Below are 17,139 nucleotides of genomic sequence, written 5' to 3' on the forward strand. Positions count from 1 at the left end.
CGCTTTTTTCATGCATATCTTCAGACGATTGGTTGGATAATAGATGCAAATCGCGGAAGGAGATGGTTCAAATGCTGAAAAAAAACAAACAACATCAGAAGGACCCGAATTCAGTATTTGAGGCATTATCGCGTTCCTCTGATTTTACAAATGAGTTATCTCGCAGTGAAGGTTTTCTTTATCGAATTTCTTTTTTTCGATCCTTAATCAATGGAAATCTACTACATGAACAAATTCTGCCCTTCATCAAACAATTGCATCTGACACCCACTCTGGAGGAGCTAAAAGAACACATCCCGATTGAACAGGCTGTGATCACGAGTGACCTTCAAGAAGTGGAACAAGCCCTTCATCGAGGCAGTATTGCCATTCGACTCGAGACGGACTGGGCTAAAACGCTTCTTTTGCCGATTGAAGAAAAAAAAGGCAGACAAGTGGGTCCACCTGAGATTGAATTTGGCATTATTAGTGCACAGGAAGCGTTTGTTGAGGTTCTGGATACCAACTTAAACTTGCTTAGGCGACGGCTTCCGACGCCGGACCTCAAAGTGGCCGAAAAGACCGTTGGCACCCTTACTCAAACAAAAGTAGCCGTGTTATATATTGAAGAAATCGCCAACCCGCAAAACATAGAAACCGTTCTTCAGCGAATTGAGGACGTCGATTATGATCAAATTTTAGATGCGAATTATCTGGCTCAAATGCTTTATGATGTGTCCAATACGATTTTTCCATTGTTCTTAAATACAGAAAGACCAGACCGAGTTTCTTCAGGTCTTACGGAAGGAAAAATTGCCATCATGGTAGATGGGTCGCCTCATGTCTTGCTTGCCCCGACGATTTTACTTGAGTATTTTTCAACAATGGAAGATTATAACATGTCATGGATTGCCGCCTCCTGCTTTAGGCTATTACGTATATTTGCAGTGATATTTTCTATTTTTGCGACGCCTTTATATGTAGCCGTTTTAACCTTTCATTATGAACTGATTCCTAAGGATTTATTAGAAACGATTGTGGCCTCACGCTATCTTGTCCCATTTCCGCCGATTATCGAAGCATTATTTTTAGAGATTTCCATTGAATTACTTAGAGAAGCCGGGTCTCGCCTGCCAGCAAAGGTCGGACAGACACTTGGGATTGTTGGAGGGATTGTCATTGGGCAGGCTGCGGTGGCAGCAGGCTTAACAAGCAATATCTTACTCATTATTGTCGCCCTGTCTGCTCTTGCCTCTTTTGTCACACCTATATACAAAATGGGGACTACCATTCGGCTTTTGAGATTCCCTTTTCTTTTCTCGGCACAGATTTGGGGTGCATTAGGAATTGCTATGATGGGATCTTTTCTTCTTACCCATTTAATGAAATTAACCTCTATTGGCCGGCCTTATCTAGAGCCTATTTATCCACTTCGTCTGGCTGATTTAAAGGGCAGCTTGATTCGTCCTCAGCTCCGCTTTTTGAATAAAAGACCGGATAATTTACGTGGAGAAAATAGAACCATTCACCAGCCAAAGCCTAAGCAAGGCCGGAAGGGGAAAAATGATTTTTACGAATAAGGAAGTGAAAGTATGGGCTCTTCTGTTAAAGAAAAATTTCAAATCTCCCCTTTTTTTGTGTTTTTTCTCATCAATGCCAATCAAGTAGGTGTCGGCATTTTAAATTTTCAAACGAATCTTGTTCGTTCAATGAATAATGATGGCTGGATCGCCATTCTTATTTCCGGCATCAGCGTTAATCTGATGATTTTTCTGATTTATTTTATGTTTCGCAAGGCCCCTTCTAATGAATTTGGTGATATTACACAATACGTGTTTGGCAAATGGATTGGGCAATTATTCAATATTCTCTATATCTTCTATTTTTCGTTTTTGTCGTTGACCGTTCTCGTCCATTATATGGATGTGATCCATGTGTGGCTGTTTAAAGAAATCCCCGGTCTTTTGTTTGCGTCTGTATTGCTGCTGCTTGTCTATTACATACATACTGGCGGTTTTAGAACAATCGCTGGCTGGGCTTACTTTAGCATTGTCCTAACGTACTGGATGACCTTTATCTGCTTTTATGTCATGAAATATAGTCACATTCGCTTTATGTTCCCAATGTTTGATCATTCTTTCTCGCAAATCATGGCGGGAGTCAAAGATGCCTCTTTATCCATGTTTGGTTTTGAAACGCTGCTTGTCTATTATCCCTTTATTAAAAATGCAAAAACGTCTCAAAAATTCGCCCATATGGGGGCATTATTGACCACATCCCTCAATTTGCTTGTTTTTCTCGTATCTATTGCGTATTACTCAAGTGCTCAGCTTGAACTCACGAAATGGCCGACATTGACGTTAACTAGCATCGTGAAACTTCCCTTTATCCAGCGCTTTGAATTTATTGAAGTGTCCCTATGGCTTCTACTAGTTATACCAAATATCGCCATTCCATTATGGGCAGCCAGCAGAATGGCGAAACAAGTATTTCATACGAGTCAGCGTATCACGTTAATTGTTCTCAGCGTTCTTATTTTGGTAATGTTTTCGTTTTTTGTCGGAGCTACCTCTTTTGAATCCTTTAACAAATGGGTGGAATACAGCGGATACATGCTTGTATATGGATTGATTGTATGTATGATTATTGGATTGATGCTGAAAAAAAGGTGGGTGAAAAAACGAGCATGAAACATTATGTTCTCGTGGGTCTCATGTTATTTAGTCTTTTCTTAACTAGCTGTGCACAGCCTCGCCTTTTAGATGAATTAAATATCTCTCAGGCGGCAGGATTTGATTTAGTGGAAGATGGAGAAATGAAGGGCTTTTTTGTCTTCCCAGTCTTTAAAAGTGAAGAGCAAGGAAACTATCAAATATTAAGCGCTAAGTCAAATACCATTAGTAATATTCAGTTTCTCGTTTCAGAAAAATCCCCCTTCCCAGTTGTCATGGGACAAGTGCTTGTTATTTTAATTAGTGAAAAGCTAGCAAAAGAAGTCGGGATGATTGATTTGATGAATTACATTTACCGCGACCCTATTATTGGGTCAAGACAAGTTTTTGCAATCGTTGAAGGAGAGGTTGAAGATGTCTTGCACACAAAAATGAATCAAACCAATTTAAATGTTGGTATGTATATTTCAGACCTGTTAGCTCAAAATATGCGAAATGGCAATGAACCGGTCACCAATCAGCACATTTTTATGAACCAGATGCTTGCAAAAGGTGTTGATGCATACCTCCCTTACATCAAAAAAACAAGTAATGCCATCAAAGTCTCTGGTGTCGCACTTTTTAATCAAGAAAAAATGGTAGGTCATATCCCTGGAGAAAAAACGTTTGCATTTAAAGCCATGATTGAAAATCATAAAAACGGCATTTATGAATTTCGATTGAATGATAAGGCGAAGACCCATGTCGTCATTGAAAATATCAAATCACATGCGTCCTATCATATCAAACCAACTGAAAATCTCACAAAAAAGCCTCACATCACCATTGACATCAAGCTTAAAGGTGAATTAAAAGAATTCATGAAGTCCAAAAAAATTGATTCACCTTCGATCTTGCAGCATGTCGAAAAAGAAATTGAGAAGCGTGTGGCTCAGCAAGGACAAGACCTTGTTCAGTCATTTAAAAGGCAAAAAATAGATCCGCTTGGACTTGGTCTGAGGTATCGTTCTAAAGACAAAGCAATGACACCTGAGAAATGGCAGGAAATCTACCCTGATGCGGATGTACAAATCAAATGCCAGATGAAGGTTGTCCAAACAGGAGTTAGCCAATAAAAAAGACTGTGAAAAGGGTCTTCCCTTCTCAGACAGTCTTTTTTTTAATCTTCATCTTTTACATCCGGGTCATCAGGTATCGGTTCATTTAAGATCTCTTGGACGAGCTCTTTGTATTGTTCAAGCTGCTTCATATGTGTTTGAAACTGCCCTTGATAAATCAGGTAAGATTCCCCATCAAATACGTAGCGGATCTTTTTTTGCTGGATTAATTTTTCAATATACGCTTCTGATACTTCTAGGTATTCAGCTGTTTCTGCGATTGTTAAATACATGTATGTGCACCACCAGTTCGTTTCATCTTACAAATTATATCACGAGCTGCTGGAAAAACGGATACAGCCTGTTCATGTTTTTTTCATCTTTTCTTCACTGATTCGTCAACTCCCTTTTGTACAGTATTCATACACACAATTTATAGGAGGTGACCATTCTTCACATGACAAGGAAAAACATTCGAACCTATGCCGCGTTTTCAATTGTAGGAGCAGGCAATACGCTCATTGACTTCATCTTTTTCTTCTTTCTAACGGCCTGCTTTGTACCCCCCTTCCTCGCGCAGTGCCTTTCCTATAGTGCAGGGATGATGAACAGCTATTTTTGGAATCGAAAATGGACATTTCAAGTGAAAAAGAAAGCTGACAAGTGGGAATGGATCAAATGGATGACTGTCAATGGGGCAGCGTGTTTTCTTACCTACTTCGTCTTATATGTCATGCAGCTAGCAGATTTCTCATTATTCATCAGTAAATTGGTCGGCACCCTTCTTGGTCTTATGATCACTTTTACTGGAAGCCGCGTTTGGGTCTTTCAAACAGAAAATCAACAATCAGAAATGGAGCGATGATTCAATGAACATTAAAAAAGCCATTATACCAGCAGCCGGGTTAGGCACACGTTTTTTACCAGCGACTAAAGCACAGCCGAAGGAAATGCTGCCCATCGTCGATAAACCTGCCATTCAATATATTGTCGAAGAGGCAGTTCAATCAGGCATTGAAGATATCCTCATTATTACAGGAAGGAATAAAAAATCGATTGAAGATCACTTTGACCGGTCCATTGAGCTAGAGCAAAATTTACTCGAAAAAGGGAAAAAGGAACAGCTGGCTGAAATCAAGCATATTGCGGATATGGCCAATATTCATTATATTCGTCAGAAGGAACCTCTAGGTCTCGGACATGCAGTGTTATGTGCACGTCATTTTACCGGAAATGATCCTTTTGCTGTTCTTTTAGGTGATGATGTGATGGTATCAGACAAGCCCGCCCTCTCTCAGCTCATGGAAGTCTATGAAGACAAACAAACAGAGGTAATGGGTGTTCAGCAAGTAGATCGTCTAGATGTCAGTAAGTATGGTATGATAAGACCAGCTAGATTAGAAGGGCATGTGTTTGAAGTCACAGACTTGGTGGAAAAGCCAGCCATTCATGAGGCACCTTCCGATTTAGCCGTGATGGGCAGGTATCTTTTAACCCCATCAATTTTTTCTGTGTTAGAAAGAATCGACAGAGGCGCTGGTAATGAAATACAGCTGACAGACGCTCTGAAAGAGATTGCACATCAATCACCCATTTATGCTAGACGATTAGATGGTTTGAGATTTGATGTTGGAGATAAGCTTGGCTGTTTTAAGGCAGCGACTGAAATTGGATTAATGCGTCATGATATGAGACCAGCCATGCTAGCATATATAGAAAGCATACTCATGAGAGAAGCAAAACAAGCATAGGCTCTTATAAGAATGCTTGAAGAAAATCGTATTTAAAGGCAGTGTGAAATGAATGGGAACCTTTTTTAATGAAATTTTAACATGGCTGACAAGCCTTGGTTACGTAGGTGTTGCACTTGGACTCATGATTGAAATTATTCCGAGTGAAATTGTCCTTGCTTATGGCGGATATATGGTATCAACAGGAACCATTGGTTTTGTTGGGGCTGTTATTGCTGGGGTCATTGGAGGCACGCTTGCTCAGTGCTTTATTTACTGGATTGGTCTTTACGGCGGAAGACCTTTTTTAACAAAGTACGGAAAATATTTATTCATCCATGAGCATCATATTGCCACTGCAGAGCGATGGTTTGACCGATATGGAACAGGTGTGGTGTTTACAGCGCGCTTTATCCCTGTTGTGCGCCATGCCATCTCGATTCCAGCCGGCATTGCCAAGATGCCATTTTTCAAATTTGTTCTTTTGACGGGATTAGCCGCTATCCCTTGGTCCATCTTATTTATCTATCTCGGGATGCAGCTCGGGACAAAGTGGGATCACATTCAAAGCGTTGCTCACACTTATACAACACCTATTATGGCCATCGCCATCGTCCTTATCGTTCTGTATTTCATGCTAAAAAAAATGCGTACAAATCGAAAACGGACAATCTAACGAAAACGCCTTCCACTGATTCTGTGAAAGGCGTTTTTGCTATGAGGGTGTCGATTGCTTTTTCATATATTGGGATAATTCCATAATCATTGCACCCATTCTCTCAAGTGACGGGGCAAGAATGCGGTCTATTCCCTCTTCTTTTAAAGCTTCAGCTGTTACTTTTCCGACAGCCACTGCCAGTACTTGCTGCTCAAATAGATTTTGCAGTTCTTCTTTTCTGCCCCATTCTTCTGCTAGTTTAAAAAAGGCATGAACCTGGACAGCGGTCGTAAAACAGACGGCATGGACTTTCCCATCTTTCATTTCTTGAAGCAAGGTTTCAGCAGCCTCTGGTTCAGGAGGCGTGTGCTGATAGGGTAATAGCGGCAAAACATCTGCCCCCTTATCATGTAAAAACTGCATGAGAGCTGGCGCATTTTCGCCGTGAAGCTGAACCATGACCCGTTTGCCTTGAAACTCTTTGTCTTCAAGCTTTGAGATGAGGTCACGAACGGTTCCATCTTCATCCGAAACATCTGGCTGAATTCCGAGTTTTTTGAGAGCAGCAAAGGTTTTGTACCCTCTTGAAGCGATGTGGGCTTTTGATAAAATGTTCATAAATGCTTCTCCGAGAGTTAGTTCTTCTGCACTCTCAATTAATGTATTTGTGCCGATGCCTGTTGTTAAAATCACCCAGTCAGCCCCTTGTTTCACAAAGGTTTCGATGCCTGGTTTTAACTCCTCTTTGGCTAAAAACACTGTTCCTTGAAGAGAGCGAATAACGGCTTGTCCTCCTTGCTTTTCAACAAGTGTACGCATTTCTTCTGTTTTTCTCGTTCCACAAATGGCAATCGTTTTTCCAGCTAAGCCTTTACTCATTCTATCCCTCTTTTTCTATTACATATGATATGTATTAAATATAGATTTATTTGGAAGAGGTTGCAAGTGTCTACTAAAAAAGAGCTTGACGTTTCTGTGGAATTCGAGTATCTTTTGTAAGTGCAAATTGTAGGAGGTCATTATGGAAAAACAGAATGTTCAAGCAATTCGATTATCAATTGCAGACCCAACACCACTTGGTTTGTTTGGTTTAGCAATGGTGACGCTCGTTGCGTCCTCACAAAAACTAGGAATCACAGATGGCACTTCCCTTATTTTACCTTGGGCTATCTTCCTTGGAGGAATCGCGCAGCTTATTGCGTCCATACAAGATTCAAAGCATCAGAATACTTTTGGTGCCACTGCCTTTGGCGCATTCGGTCTTTTTTGGATGGGCGTTGGAACGACTTGGCTCATTCAAGCCGGCGTTTTTGGGAAAACGCTTGCGGGAGCTGCGGATCCAAAACAACTAGGTTTTGCTTTTATTGGTTATTTGATTTTCAGCTTGTTTATGACGATTGGTGCAATGGAAACACATAAAGTGTTATTTTTGATTTTCGTCTTTATTGATTTCTTATTTATCGGTCTTTCCCTTAGCTCGTTTGGTGTGATGTACGATGTGACCCATACTATTGCAGGCGTTTCAGAACTGATCATTTCCCTGCTTTCGTTTTATGGTTCAGCAGCTGTTGTCCTCAATACACATTTTGGCCGTACTGTGCTGCCAGTTGGACAACCATTTCGCATTTTTATAAAAGCATAAATCAAAAAGAACTGCTCTGTGCAGTTCTTTTTGATGCTTATTTTTGTTCCTCTTGAAATATCTCTCCGATGATTTCATAAGAGCGCATTCTTTCTTGATGATCAAACATATCAGAATTAATCATGACTTCGTCTGCTTGAGTGGCTTCAATAAAGGCTTCCAATTCTTTTTTCACCTTTTGTTTATCCCCGATCATTGTCGAACTTAATTGTTCATCAACCATCGCTTTTTCATAAGGACTCCAAAGGCCATCCATACTGTCAACAGGGGCCTTGAGTTTTCCTGGAGTATTGCGAATGAGACTCAAAAACCGCTGATAATGGGAGGTTGCCAAATATTCAGCTCGCTCTGTTTGATCAGCAGCAAAAACCGTCACACCCACCATGGCATAAGGCTCTTTTAACACATCAGAAGGTTTAAATGATTGTCTGTACAATTCTAATGCAGGAATTGTATTTTTAGGTGAAAAATGTGCAGCAAAGGCAAACGGCAGCCCAAGTTCTCCTGCAAGCCTTGCGCTAAAACCGCTTGAACCAAGGAGCCAAATGGGAATTTCCAGTCCCTCACCTGGAACGGCCCTTACATGTTTTTTGACCTGACCGGTCGGTTTGAAATATTGCCGAAGCTCTTCAAGCTGCTCCGGGAAATCTTCTCCATTATGAAGATTACGTCTGAGAGCTCTTGCCGTTAACTGATCCGTTCCCGGTGCTCTGCCAAGACCTAAATCAATTCTCCCAGGATACAATGTCTCAAGTGTTCCAAACTGCTCTGCAATGATAAGTGATGAGTGGTTTGGAAGCATAATACCGCCAGAACCCACCCGAATTTTTTCGGTTCCTCCCGCAATATATCCAATCAAAACAGACGTTGCAGAACTCGCAACCCCTTCCATATTGTGATGTTCTGCAAGCCAGTATCTATGATAGCCCCACTTCTCCACCTTTTTTGCTAGATCCATACTATGCTCAAAAGACTCTTTAATGGTGCCGCCTTCTGTTACAGAGGATAAATTTAAAACAGAATATGCAGTGCGCTGTAAAACTGATTGACTCATAAATGATGTCCCCATTTCTGTCAAAAATCATACTAGTTTCATACTTTCAACACCATAACATAAAATCGTTTAACTTTTAAATCATTTGATTCGATGATTTTCGAAATGATGAATTTCTAGGTTTTACTTCCGATTTGAAAATTCGCACATAGAACGAAATATCAACTTTAGGAGGTGGGCAATTTGTATAATCAATTCGATCACAAATGTCCCTTATGCGGTAATATCATGAGAGCAGCCTCATTACAAAAGATCACAGCATGACCTTCCTCAAAGAAAAGACTGTCCATTCGTCAGACAAAAACATCCAAAACAAATCGCCTCAGAAGTAAATCAGCCTTTGTCACATTGCAAAAGGAGAAAAACGTGAAAGCCAAATCAAACAATTGGAAGAAGAGGTTCAGCAGGCCCCGCTGGACCGGCCGGCGGTTTAAGCAATTTAACAGCTGGAAATACGATTTCACTTCAGCTTTTAGGAGCCGTTGTAACAGCTGTTTTGGTAGGCCATGGTGGTGCTGCTGGTGCTACTTTGACATCATACAGCTCAGCTAAACTAAAAAAGAAACGCTTTTTCAGCCTTTCTAAGATTGTTGACAAAGGGCTAAAATGATCTTTATTTTAGCCCTTTGTCTTCTTTTCAGCACTTCGTTTGCGATGGAACAAAACTTCCCAATGTTTAGTGTCGTTATGATTGAACAAGTGCAACGATTTGTTTTTTCTTCCATACCAATCGATAGTAGCCATATTGAAGTAATAAGTTCACAAAGAAAGCTGCAGGATAGCCTATCCAGATTCCCTTGATACCAAGAGATGTATAGTGTGATAGCACATAAGCAACTGGTACTTCAACAAGCCAAATGGAACAAATACTAAAGATCGTCGGCCATAGAACCGTACCACTAGCTCTCATCGTGGCTGCAACGATTTGAGCCGTCCCAAATATGAGATAGCTCCATAGTGTAATGACAACCAAACTATACGCAATATCAATCGTCCCAGGATCTGTTAAAAAGATGGATAAAATCTGCGGTGCAAATATATAGACGAAAATAATGATCAATCCGCCTATGGCGAAGTTTAGTCCCAGCCCAATTTTAATGACATCTTTGAGACGATTCATATTCCCTGCACCAATGAATTGTGCTGCAAAGATAGAGACCGCAATACCAAGACTCACTGCCGGCATCTGTACGTAACTCACGACCTGATTGACAACACCATAGGCAGCTGTCGCCTGTGATCCATAATCGTTTACAAAAGAAATGACAGCAATTTCTGATAAAGAAATGAGAATCATATTCATACTTGAAGGAATACTTAGCTTTAATAACGTTTTTAATAGTTCCCCTTTCATCAATAAATGCTTTCTAACCGACGCATCGATGCGCAGCGGGTGTTTTGTTTTATATAGATAGATATGCAGAATAATGAACGTCACAATTGTTGAAATCACAGAGGAATACGCAGCTCCGTATAAACCAAAAGCCGGCAGTCCGAGCCAGCCGAATAATAAAATTGGCAGCAGCAACATATTCGTTGCGGTGCTAATCATTAAGAAATAAAAAGGCGTTTTCGAATCCCCTGTCCCTCGTAAAAAGGTCGTATAAACAAAATATAGAAATAAGATCGGCATTGAGAAGAATAGAATTCTGGCATATGCTGCACTTTCCTCCACAATATTTGTGGGTGTTCCCATTAGATTTAGGATATCTGTTGCGAATAAACCTCCAATGATAGCTAAAGAAAGTCCGATCAAAAAGGTGAACGAAAGCGTTGTGCCAATAATTTCTTTTAATCTCTGTTCATTTTTTGCTCCATATGCTTGTCCAATTAGGATGGAGCTTCCTGATCCAATTCCAATGGAAAATGAAACGAGTAAAAAGAAAAGCGGAAAGAATGCAGAAATAGCAGCTACTGCATCCTCTCCAATCCATCTGCCGACAAGTACTATGGACACAAGCTGTCCGATTGATTGCAAAATATTGCTTAGCAAAAGTGGAATGAGAAAAATGGACATGGTTTTTACTAAAGATTGATTGTTATCTAACGACATGATGGTTCTCCTTCTCTGTCTAAAGATCCTCAGCTAAGATGCTGACAATACGGTCTTCTATATCCTTTCCTTTTTCGTCATCTACAAGATGGTTTAATAGGATAGAAAAAGCGAGCGTCTTTCCGCTCTGCGTTTCAATATATCCAGAAAGTGTGCTGACCGTTGTTAATGATCCCGTTTTCGCACGTACTTTTTCTAGTGTAGCTGGTTCTTTCAATCTGTTTCTTAACGTTCCTCCCACCATTCGTTCACTTGCCCCTGCTAACGGAAGCGCATGTTCATAGGTCTTAAACCATTTTTTCTTTTGAATGTTTGTTAAAAATAAAGTGAATTGATTTGCAGAGACAAGGTTAATAGGTGATATGCCCGATCCATCTCGCAGCACTGCAAGTGAAGGATCGAAGCCAAAAGCAGGAAGCCGATCATACATCACGTCCAGCCCATCTTCAAAGCTCCCTTTGTTCTTCACTTGTTTGCCAAGTTCCTTAAGCAAAATTTCTGCATGGGTATTGTTGCTTAATTTCATCATTGGGATAAGCAGCTCTGATAAAGGCATAGATGAATGAGAAGCGATTTTCTTGGCTCTTTTAGGAACGTGTTTTGTTTTGAGCGGTCCTTTTACCTGAATCCCTTCAGCTTTTAGCGCTCGTTTCATTAAATCTAAAGCATAGGTTGTCGGCTCCCATAATGCTACCCATTGTCTAGATGAACTTGCTTTAAGCGGAATGGTTCCAGTCAAAGTAATCTTGTTTGTGCCGTGAGAGCGCTTAAAAGAGATCTTCTTTTTTCCGCCTTCTGGCACAGTTTTCACTCGATTGATGACTTGAGCAACATCAGTCTTCGGGATCATCTCATAGGTGGCTTTCTGCCCTGCTTTCTTTCCTGGCTTTACTTCGAGAATAATGGTTCCTGCATCATAATCTTGATTCGGTGAAGCGGTGAGAGCAGATATTTGTGCGCCGTAATATTGATCCTCATCACTCCACGGCAAATCAATGGAATATCTCGTGTCATCAAACCAAGTGTCATCTGCCGCAAGCTGCCCGTGAACTGTATGTATTCCAGCCTTTTTGACTTGTTTGGCAAGTGTTGCAAAATCCTCCTCTAATAAAGTCGGATCTCCAGTGCCGCGAAGATAAAGGTTGCCATGTAACGTTTTCTTTTGAATAGAACCATCCATCCAGATGTCTGTAGAAAAAGTGTGTGTTTCTCCAAGTATATCAAGGGCGATGGCTGATGTGAGCAGTTTCATATTAGAAGCCGGAGTAAGACGGATATCAGCTTGATGTTCATAAAGAAGAGAAGTGTCAGAAGTATCGCGGACGCTGATGCCGGAGATAGCGCCCTCTAAGTCAGGTGCTGTTCGTATGAATTCGTCTAAAGCTGTGATCCATTTTGATTGATCATCACGAGCTGTGAGTGGTTCATCTTTTACTGAAAAAGGGAGAAATAAAATCGACAGGATACATATTTGTAAAAACATGAACTGTGAAAAACGCTTCACGCAATTCCTCCTTTTTAGGGCAGCAGCCAATTTTAGAAGATTATGTTCATTATACACAAAAGAACGTTTGTTCTCAAAGGTTTTTTAAACAGAAAAGTCAGCTTTCTTTGACGAAAACTGACAAGCCCTTTACCTCTTTTCTGGATTCCAGCCGTCGGTGCCGCTAACGACAGCCTGAACCGTGATTTGACTTGCTTCGTTTTTTGTTAATATCGTTGACCATTTCACCCGATTTGTCACATTACCCCCTGCTCCCGTTGATCCATATTCTTTGTAACGGGCAGTTCTTTCATTGTCACGGTTATTCCAATTATGCCAGCCCTCTGTTTTGATATGATCTTCCATTTTTGTATGGAGAAACGTCACAGCGGAATGAGGTCTCCACGGACGGCCTAAATAAACAGATTGAGCAGCTGCCGTTCCTTTTTTTAGCGTGGAATCAATGAAAACGTATCCGTACCTTTGCGCTTCTGTTGTGGATGCCGCAGTAATATACCCATTTCCAAGACTTTTTATTTCAGCTTTTTTAAACACAGCCGTGGCTGAACCAAAAATGAAATCGACCGTTCCCTCAATATAGCAGTTTTCGTAATATTGCCGGCCAGTGCCTGTTGCATAAAGCGTATCTTGATAGCCAAGGACACGTACTTGCTTGAACGCTGCCCGGTCTCCAGACACATAAAGGGCCACAGCCTGACCTGCATGTCTTCCAGCTGTATTTTGAAAGGTGATATTTTCTGCATAAAAGTCGTTCGCACGAATCATTGTGCTCGAGCTATTTGTCGTGCTGCCAGTGCTTGCATTTGTATCATCATACGTCAGAATCGTCTTGTACTGATTTTCTCCGATAAAGGACACGTACGGCTTATTTTGCGGAAGGAGGATCTTTTCTTTATAAACACCATTCTTCAAAAATATCGTCGTTGGCTGTTGATTGTTTGCTGGAATCGCATCAATAGCGGACTGAACGGTTCGAAATGAACCATTTCCTTTTTGATCGACCACAAGGACACGGTTCGTTTGATTCTTGTGTCCACCTGCTTGAAGTGAAGCCGAGTCCAAAAGGAAGAAAGACAATACCATCACAAGCAGTACTTTTCCATACTGCATCACACATCTCCTCCTTATTTTGTGAACGTTTTCATTGAAGCATTCTTTTTGATCTTATTCATTCACCACACGAAAAAACACCCACCGCGTTATGTTGTGGATGTTTTTTCAGATTTTTCATATTTCATCGCATAAAATCCTTCATTTTCAATCCATTCACAAAATAGGACTTCTTTATAGGAAGAAATGTGCTGCTTTTTTAATTGCCTGCGCAGCCATGTCTCATCAAATCCAGCTTCCTGTAAGTCTTGTCTTAAGATTTCCCCGTCGATAATAAACGTTCTAGGCAATTTGACTTCTTTTCCTTTCACGTTCACATCTTCTGCTGTGGCTGGTGCGTATTTCATTTTCGGAAGAACGCTGACAGAGCCGTCCGTTTCTAAAATCGCATATTCAATTTCGTGAAGAGCAAAATGTCCTTTCGCTCGTATAAGCGTCTGCAGCTGATTTAAATCAAGCATATTCTTCTTCAAGCGATTGTAGCGAATGTTCCCCTTATCAATCACAAGTGTTGGTCTTCCTTCTAAAAGAGCCCGAATGGATTTAAATCTTTGCGAAAGCCATTCAACTGTGTAAATTAAAACGCCCCATATCGCAACAGCAAATAAAATGTGCTGAATCTTGACTTCTGGATCAAAGATGGCGTTTCCGACCATTTCCCCTAAAATCAGCGCAGAAATAAAATCAAACGGCGTGATTTGTGCAAATTGTGTTTTCCCTAATAATTTTGTAATAAAAAATAAGGCGGAAAATCCAATAAAGAGTTCAACTAAAATACTCAAAAACGGCACAGAGCTTCCTTCCTTTCTTGCTGCATTTACTTACAGCATATACATGAAAAGAAGGATCTAAACAGTTTATGAGGGCAATAAAATAAAGACATTTTCCCCCTCAACCAATGTTTCATACGTTTTGACGCATCCGTGATCTGGTGCTTGAACGTTACCTGATGAAAGATCGATTTTCCAATCATGCATCGGACAGAAAACATGATCTCCGCTCACCATTCCTTCAGCCAGTACGCCGCCTTTATGAGGACAGCGATTTTCAATGGCTTTGAACTGCTTGTTAGAGGTTTGAAAAACAGCTAATTCAATTGTATCGGCTGCGACTGTTTTCCCTAGCTGCAGCGGAAAATCTGATATGGTACCAATGTGAACTTTCACAACGGAAACTGTCATCTGATCTCATCCCTTCAATTGATTTATACAGAAGCCGTAGCTTTATGAAACAATTGTCTCGTGTCTTTTTGGTTCTCGCGAAGCTCCCGCCAAGGCTCTTCATACGTTGAAAGTGCGATGTCCATTCTTTGGATTAATGCTTCGCGTTTCTCGTCATCTAAGAGTACGGATTTAATATGATCTAGTCCGAGTCGTTCGACCCAAGCAGACGTTCTCTCTAAATAATTTGCTGTTTCTCTGTAATATTGAAGGTAAGCTGCGGCTATTTGTTTTACTTCTTCTGCTGTACTTACCTTCATCAATAAATCTCCAGCACGTAAATGTGTACCGCCATTTCCGCCGGCGTACAATTCAAATCCTCCATCAATCCCTACAATGCCAAGGTCTTTGATCCCTGATTCTGCACAGTTTCTAGGGCAAGCAGACACGGCCATTTTCACTTTATGTGGGGTAGCAAGTCCTTCGAATTTCTTTTCAAGCGCAATCCCAAGAGAAATGGAGTCCTGCGTTCCGAATCTGCAAAATTGTTCTCCGACACATGTTTTGACCGTTCTTAAAGACTTTCCATATGCATAACCAGATGGCATATCCAGATCCGCCCAGACTTTAGGTAAATCTTCTTTCTTTACACCTAGAAGGTCGATCCGCTGACCGCCAGTCATTTTCACAAGCGGTATTTGATATTTGTCGACGACGTCTGCTATTTTTCTCAGGTCGTTTGCATTTGTGACACCTCCATACATACGTGGAACAACGGAATAGGTGCCATCATTTTGAATATTGGCATGCATACGTTCATTCACAAATCGTGAGCTCTTTTCATCTTTGTATTCAAGAGGGTGAAGCATGCCTAAATAATAATTCAGTGCCGGCCGGCATTTTGAACAGCCTTCCTCTGTCTCCCAGCCTAATACATTCATCACTTCTTTGACATGCTGCAAGCCTTTTTCTTTGATTTCATGAATCACTTCATCTCGTGAAAGAGTGGTGCAGGCACAGATGGTTTCTTTTTGCGCTGTGCGGTTCGCATCATCGCCTAAAGTGTGCCATAGAATCTCTTCGACAACGGGCTTGCAGCCTCCGCATGATCGTGAGGCACTTGTACATTGCTTGACTTCCTGAATCGTTGTTAAGCCTTCTTCCTGAATGGCCTGCACAATCTGACCCTTTGATACACCATTACAGCCACAAACGATATGGTCGTTTGCCATGCTCTCTATCGTGCTTTCTTGTGCCAGATCATTTGAGGTTAGGACGGATACCTTTTCCATATCCGACATATCTACACCTTCTCTAATGTAGGAGAATAATCGAGGTCCATCACTTGTTTCTCCAAACATCACGGCGCCTACTAATCGGTTTTGCTGGAAGACTAGTTTTTGATAAATGCCTTTTTGTTCGTCAAAAATCTTAATCGCTTTTTTCTCATCCTTTTCTATAAAATCACCAGCTGAAAACACGTCAACTCCTGATACTTTCAGCTGTGTCGACAGAACGGAGCCTTCATATGGAGCAGGTTTCATGTCACATACATGCTTTGCGAGCACATTCGCTTGGTCGTATAAAGGAGCGACAAGTCCGTACGTTTGCCCCCTGTGCTCTACACATTCTCCTACGGCATAAATGCCTGGGACACTTGTTTCCATAAAATCATTGACGATAATTCCTCTGTTGACTGCAAGACCACTTGTTTCTGCAAGCATTTTACTTGGTTTAATTCCTACTGACATGACGACCAGGTCTGTCTCAAGTGTGGAGCCATCTGAAAATGTTAATCCTTCAACTCTTGTATCTCCTAAAATCTCATTTGTCTGTTTTCCCAACAGGAAGTTCATGCCCTGTGCTTCTAATGCTTTTTGAAGAAGCTGGCCTGCAATAGGATCTAGCTGGCGTTCCATTAAATGAGAGCTGAGGTGAATGACGGTCACTTCCATGCCTAAGTTTAATAGACCGCGTGCCGCTTCAAGTCCAAGGAGCCCGCCTCCAATGACCGCTGCTTTTTTATACTTAGTGGAGGCATTCACCATTTTCTCAGTGTCTTGCAATGTACGAAAGGCTGTTACACCTTTTTTATCACTCCCTGGAATTGGCAGGATAAATGGAAGAGAGCCCGTCGCTAAAATCAGCCGATCATAATGCACGTTCCGTCCTTGATCACTAATCACTGTTTGGCTCACTGTATCGATCTTCACGATGGTTTCATTTGTAAACAGTTGAATATCATGATCTTGATACCAATTCCAATCGTTTAACGTAATATCATCTGCCTTCGTATCTCCTTGAAGAACCTTCGATAAAAGAATTCGATTATAGTTAGGGTTTGGTTCACTTCCAAATACCGTCATGTCAAATCGTTCGCTGTCTGTTTTTAAAATGTTTTCAAGCGTTCGAATGCCAGCCATACCGTTTCCAACTAGTACGAGTTTTTCTTTCATGATAAAAACACCCCTCATGTGATC

General features: G+C 41.1%; 16 protein-coding genes. 7 read left to right on the top strand and 9 right to left on the bottom strand.

Annotation, left to right across the window (positions count from 1 at the left end; all coding sequences use genetic code 11):
* Window positions 1–71 precede the first annotated feature (71 nt).
* From NPA43_RS09115 to NPA43_RS09125, 3 genes are read left to right on the top strand one after another with little or no spacing between them, the layout of a single operon-like run.
* Entirely contained in the window at window positions 72–1,559 is a 1,488-nt protein-coding gene (locus NPA43_RS09115; protein WP_249705533.1) for a spore germination protein, read from the top strand.
* 12 nt (window positions 1,560–1,571) lie between these two features.
* Window positions 1,572–2,669, top strand: a complete 1,098-nt coding sequence (locus NPA43_RS09120; RefSeq protein WP_099727840.1) for a GerAB/ArcD/ProY family transporter — start codon at window positions 1,572–1,574, stop codon at window positions 2,667–2,669.
* On the top strand, window positions 2,666–3,766 hold the full coding sequence (locus NPA43_RS09125; protein ID WP_230030252.1) for a Ger(x)C family spore germination protein: 1,101 nt from the start codon (window positions 2,666–2,668) through the stop codon (window positions 3,764–3,766). Before NPA43_RS09120 ends, NPA43_RS09125 begins: the two co-directional genes overlap by 4 nt.
* Before the next feature lie 44 nt (window positions 3,767–3,810).
* Here NPA43_RS09125 and NPA43_RS09130 read toward each other — a convergent pair whose 3' ends face one another.
* Window positions 3,811–4,041 carry an excisionase family DNA-binding protein gene (locus NPA43_RS09130; RefSeq protein ID WP_099727842.1) on the bottom strand — a complete coding sequence of 77 codons (231 nt, stop codon included), beginning with the start codon at window positions 4,039–4,041 and terminating at the stop codon, window positions 3,811–3,813.
* A gap of 164 nt (window positions 4,042–4,205) precedes the next feature.
* On the opposite strand from NPA43_RS09130, the gene NPA43_RS09135 reads away from it, so the two are divergent.
* From NPA43_RS09135 to NPA43_RS09145, 3 genes are read left to right on the top strand one after another with little or no spacing between them, the layout of a single operon-like run.
* Window positions 4,206–4,613, top strand: a complete 408-nt coding sequence (locus tag NPA43_RS09135; RefSeq protein ID WP_230030253.1) for a GtrA family protein — start codon at window positions 4,206–4,208, stop codon at window positions 4,611–4,613.
* Window positions 4,614–4,617: 4 nt separating this feature from the next.
* Complete coding sequence (gene galU, locus NPA43_RS09140) at window positions 4,618–5,499, top strand: UTP--glucose-1-phosphate uridylyltransferase GalU (protein ID WP_099727844.1); 882 nt, start codon at window positions 4,618–4,620, stop codon at window positions 5,497–5,499.
* Between the two features lie 52 nt (window positions 5,500–5,551).
* On the top strand, window positions 5,552–6,154 hold the full coding sequence (locus tag NPA43_RS09145; protein ID WP_099727845.1) for an undecaprenyl phosphate transporter UptA: 603 nt from the start codon (window positions 5,552–5,554) through the stop codon (window positions 6,152–6,154).
* Window positions 6,155–6,193: 39 nt separating this feature from the next.
* Here NPA43_RS09145 and NPA43_RS09150 read toward each other — a convergent pair whose 3' ends face one another.
* Window positions 6,194–7,015, bottom strand: coding sequence for a uroporphyrinogen-III synthase (locus NPA43_RS09150; protein WP_256498669.1), 822 nt, complete (start codon window positions 7,013–7,015; stop codon window positions 6,194–6,196).
* A 142-nt stretch (window positions 7,016–7,157) separates the two neighbouring features.
* On the opposite strand from NPA43_RS09150, the gene NPA43_RS09155 reads away from it, so the two are divergent.
* A complete protein-coding gene (locus NPA43_RS09155) occupies window positions 7,158–7,778 on the top strand; it encodes an acetate uptake transporter (protein ID WP_099727847.1) in 621 nt (206 codons plus the stop codon).
* A gap of 37 nt (window positions 7,779–7,815) precedes the next feature.
* Here the strand turns inward: NPA43_RS09155 and NPA43_RS09160 are convergent, their stop codons facing one another.
* The 7 genes from NPA43_RS09160 to nirB all read right to left on the bottom strand — a co-directional run bounded on the left by NPA43_RS09160 (window position 7,816) and on the right by nirB (window position 17,115).
* On the bottom strand, window positions 7,816–8,832 hold the full coding sequence (locus NPA43_RS09160) for an LLM class flavin-dependent oxidoreductase (protein ID WP_099727848.1): 1,017 nt from the start codon (window positions 8,830–8,832) through the stop codon (window positions 7,816–7,818).
* A gap of 685 nt (window positions 8,833–9,517) precedes the next feature.
* Window positions 9,518–10,885: an MATE family efflux transporter gene (locus NPA43_RS09170; protein WP_256498670.1), complete on the bottom strand. Its 1,368-nt coding sequence runs from the start codon at window positions 10,883–10,885 to the stop codon at window positions 9,518–9,520.
* Between the two features lie 19 nt (window positions 10,886–10,904).
* A complete protein-coding gene (dacB, locus tag NPA43_RS09175; RefSeq protein ID WP_256498671.1) occupies window positions 10,905–12,389 on the bottom strand; it encodes a D-alanyl-D-alanine carboxypeptidase/D-alanyl-D-alanine endopeptidase in 1,485 nt (494 codons plus the stop codon).
* 129 nt (window positions 12,390–12,518) lie between these two features.
* On the bottom strand, window positions 12,519–13,499 hold the full coding sequence (locus NPA43_RS09180; protein WP_249705530.1) for a pectinesterase family protein: 981 nt from the start codon (window positions 13,497–13,499) through the stop codon (window positions 12,519–12,521).
* 89 nt (window positions 13,500–13,588) lie between these two features.
* A complete protein-coding gene (locus NPA43_RS09185) occupies window positions 13,589–14,290 on the bottom strand; it encodes a DUF421 domain-containing protein (RefSeq protein WP_256498672.1) in 702 nt (233 codons plus the stop codon).
* A gap of 66 nt (window positions 14,291–14,356) precedes the next feature.
* Window positions 14,357–14,680, bottom strand: a complete 324-nt coding sequence (gene nirD / locus NPA43_RS09190) for a nitrite reductase small subunit NirD (protein WP_256498673.1) — start codon at window positions 14,678–14,680, stop codon at window positions 14,357–14,359.
* Window positions 14,681–14,703: 23 nt separating this feature from the next.
* Complete coding sequence (gene nirB / locus NPA43_RS09195) at window positions 14,704–17,115, bottom strand: nitrite reductase large subunit NirB (RefSeq protein ID WP_305881437.1); 2,412 nt, start codon at window positions 17,113–17,115, stop codon at window positions 14,704–14,706.
* Window positions 17,116–17,139 lie beyond the last annotated feature (24 nt).

This window comes from Bacillus pumilus, assembly GCF_024498355.1.
Classification (GTDB): Bacteria; Bacillota; Bacilli; order Bacillales; family Bacillaceae; genus Bacillus; species Bacillus pumilus_P.

Bases quoted from the DNA above. Each gene is read 5' to 3' on its own strand.
- NPA43_RS09115 (WP_249705533.1), top strand. From the start codon at position 72: ATGCTGAAAAAAAACAAACAACATCAGAAGGACCCGAATTCAGTATTT.
- NPA43_RS09120 (WP_099727840.1), top strand. From the start codon at position 1,572: ATGGGCTCTTCTGTTAAAGAAAAATTTCAAATCTCCCCTTTTTTTGTG.
- NPA43_RS09125 (WP_230030252.1), top strand. From the start codon at position 2,666: ATGAAACATTATGTTCTCGTGGGTCTCATGTTATTTAGTCTTTTCTTA.
- NPA43_RS09130 (WP_099727842.1), bottom strand. From the start codon at position 4,041: ATGTATTTAACAATCGCAGAAACAGCTGAATACCTAGAAGTATCAGAA.
- NPA43_RS09135 (WP_230030253.1), top strand. From the start codon at position 4,206: ATGACAAGGAAAAACATTCGAACCTATGCCGCGTTTTCAATTGTAGGA.
- galU (WP_099727844.1), top strand. From the start codon at position 4,618: ATGAACATTAAAAAAGCCATTATACCAGCAGCCGGGTTAGGCACACGT.
- NPA43_RS09145 (WP_099727845.1), top strand. From the start codon at position 5,552: ATGGGAACCTTTTTTAATGAAATTTTAACATGGCTGACAAGCCTTGGT.
- NPA43_RS09150 (WP_256498669.1), bottom strand. From the start codon at position 7,015: ATGAGTAAAGGCTTAGCTGGAAAAACGATTGCCATTTGTGGAACGAGA.
- NPA43_RS09155 (WP_099727847.1), top strand. From the start codon at position 7,158: ATGGAAAAACAGAATGTTCAAGCAATTCGATTATCAATTGCAGACCCA.
- NPA43_RS09160 (WP_099727848.1), bottom strand. From the start codon at position 8,832: ATGAGTCAATCAGTTTTACAGCGCACTGCATATTCTGTTTTAAATTTA.
- NPA43_RS09170 (WP_256498670.1), bottom strand. From the start codon at position 10,885: ATGTCGTTAGATAACAATCAATCTTTAGTAAAAACCATGTCCATTTTT.
- NPA43_RS09180 (WP_249705530.1), bottom strand. From the start codon at position 13,499: ATGCAGTATGGAAAAGTACTGCTTGTGATGGTATTGTCTTTCTTCCTT.
- nirD (WP_256498673.1), bottom strand. From the start codon at position 14,680: ATGACAGTTTCCGTTGTGAAAGTTCACATTGGTACCATATCAGATTTT.
- nirB (WP_305881437.1), bottom strand. From the start codon at position 17,115: ATGAAAGAAAAACTCGTACTAGTTGGAAACGGTATGGCTGGCATTCGA.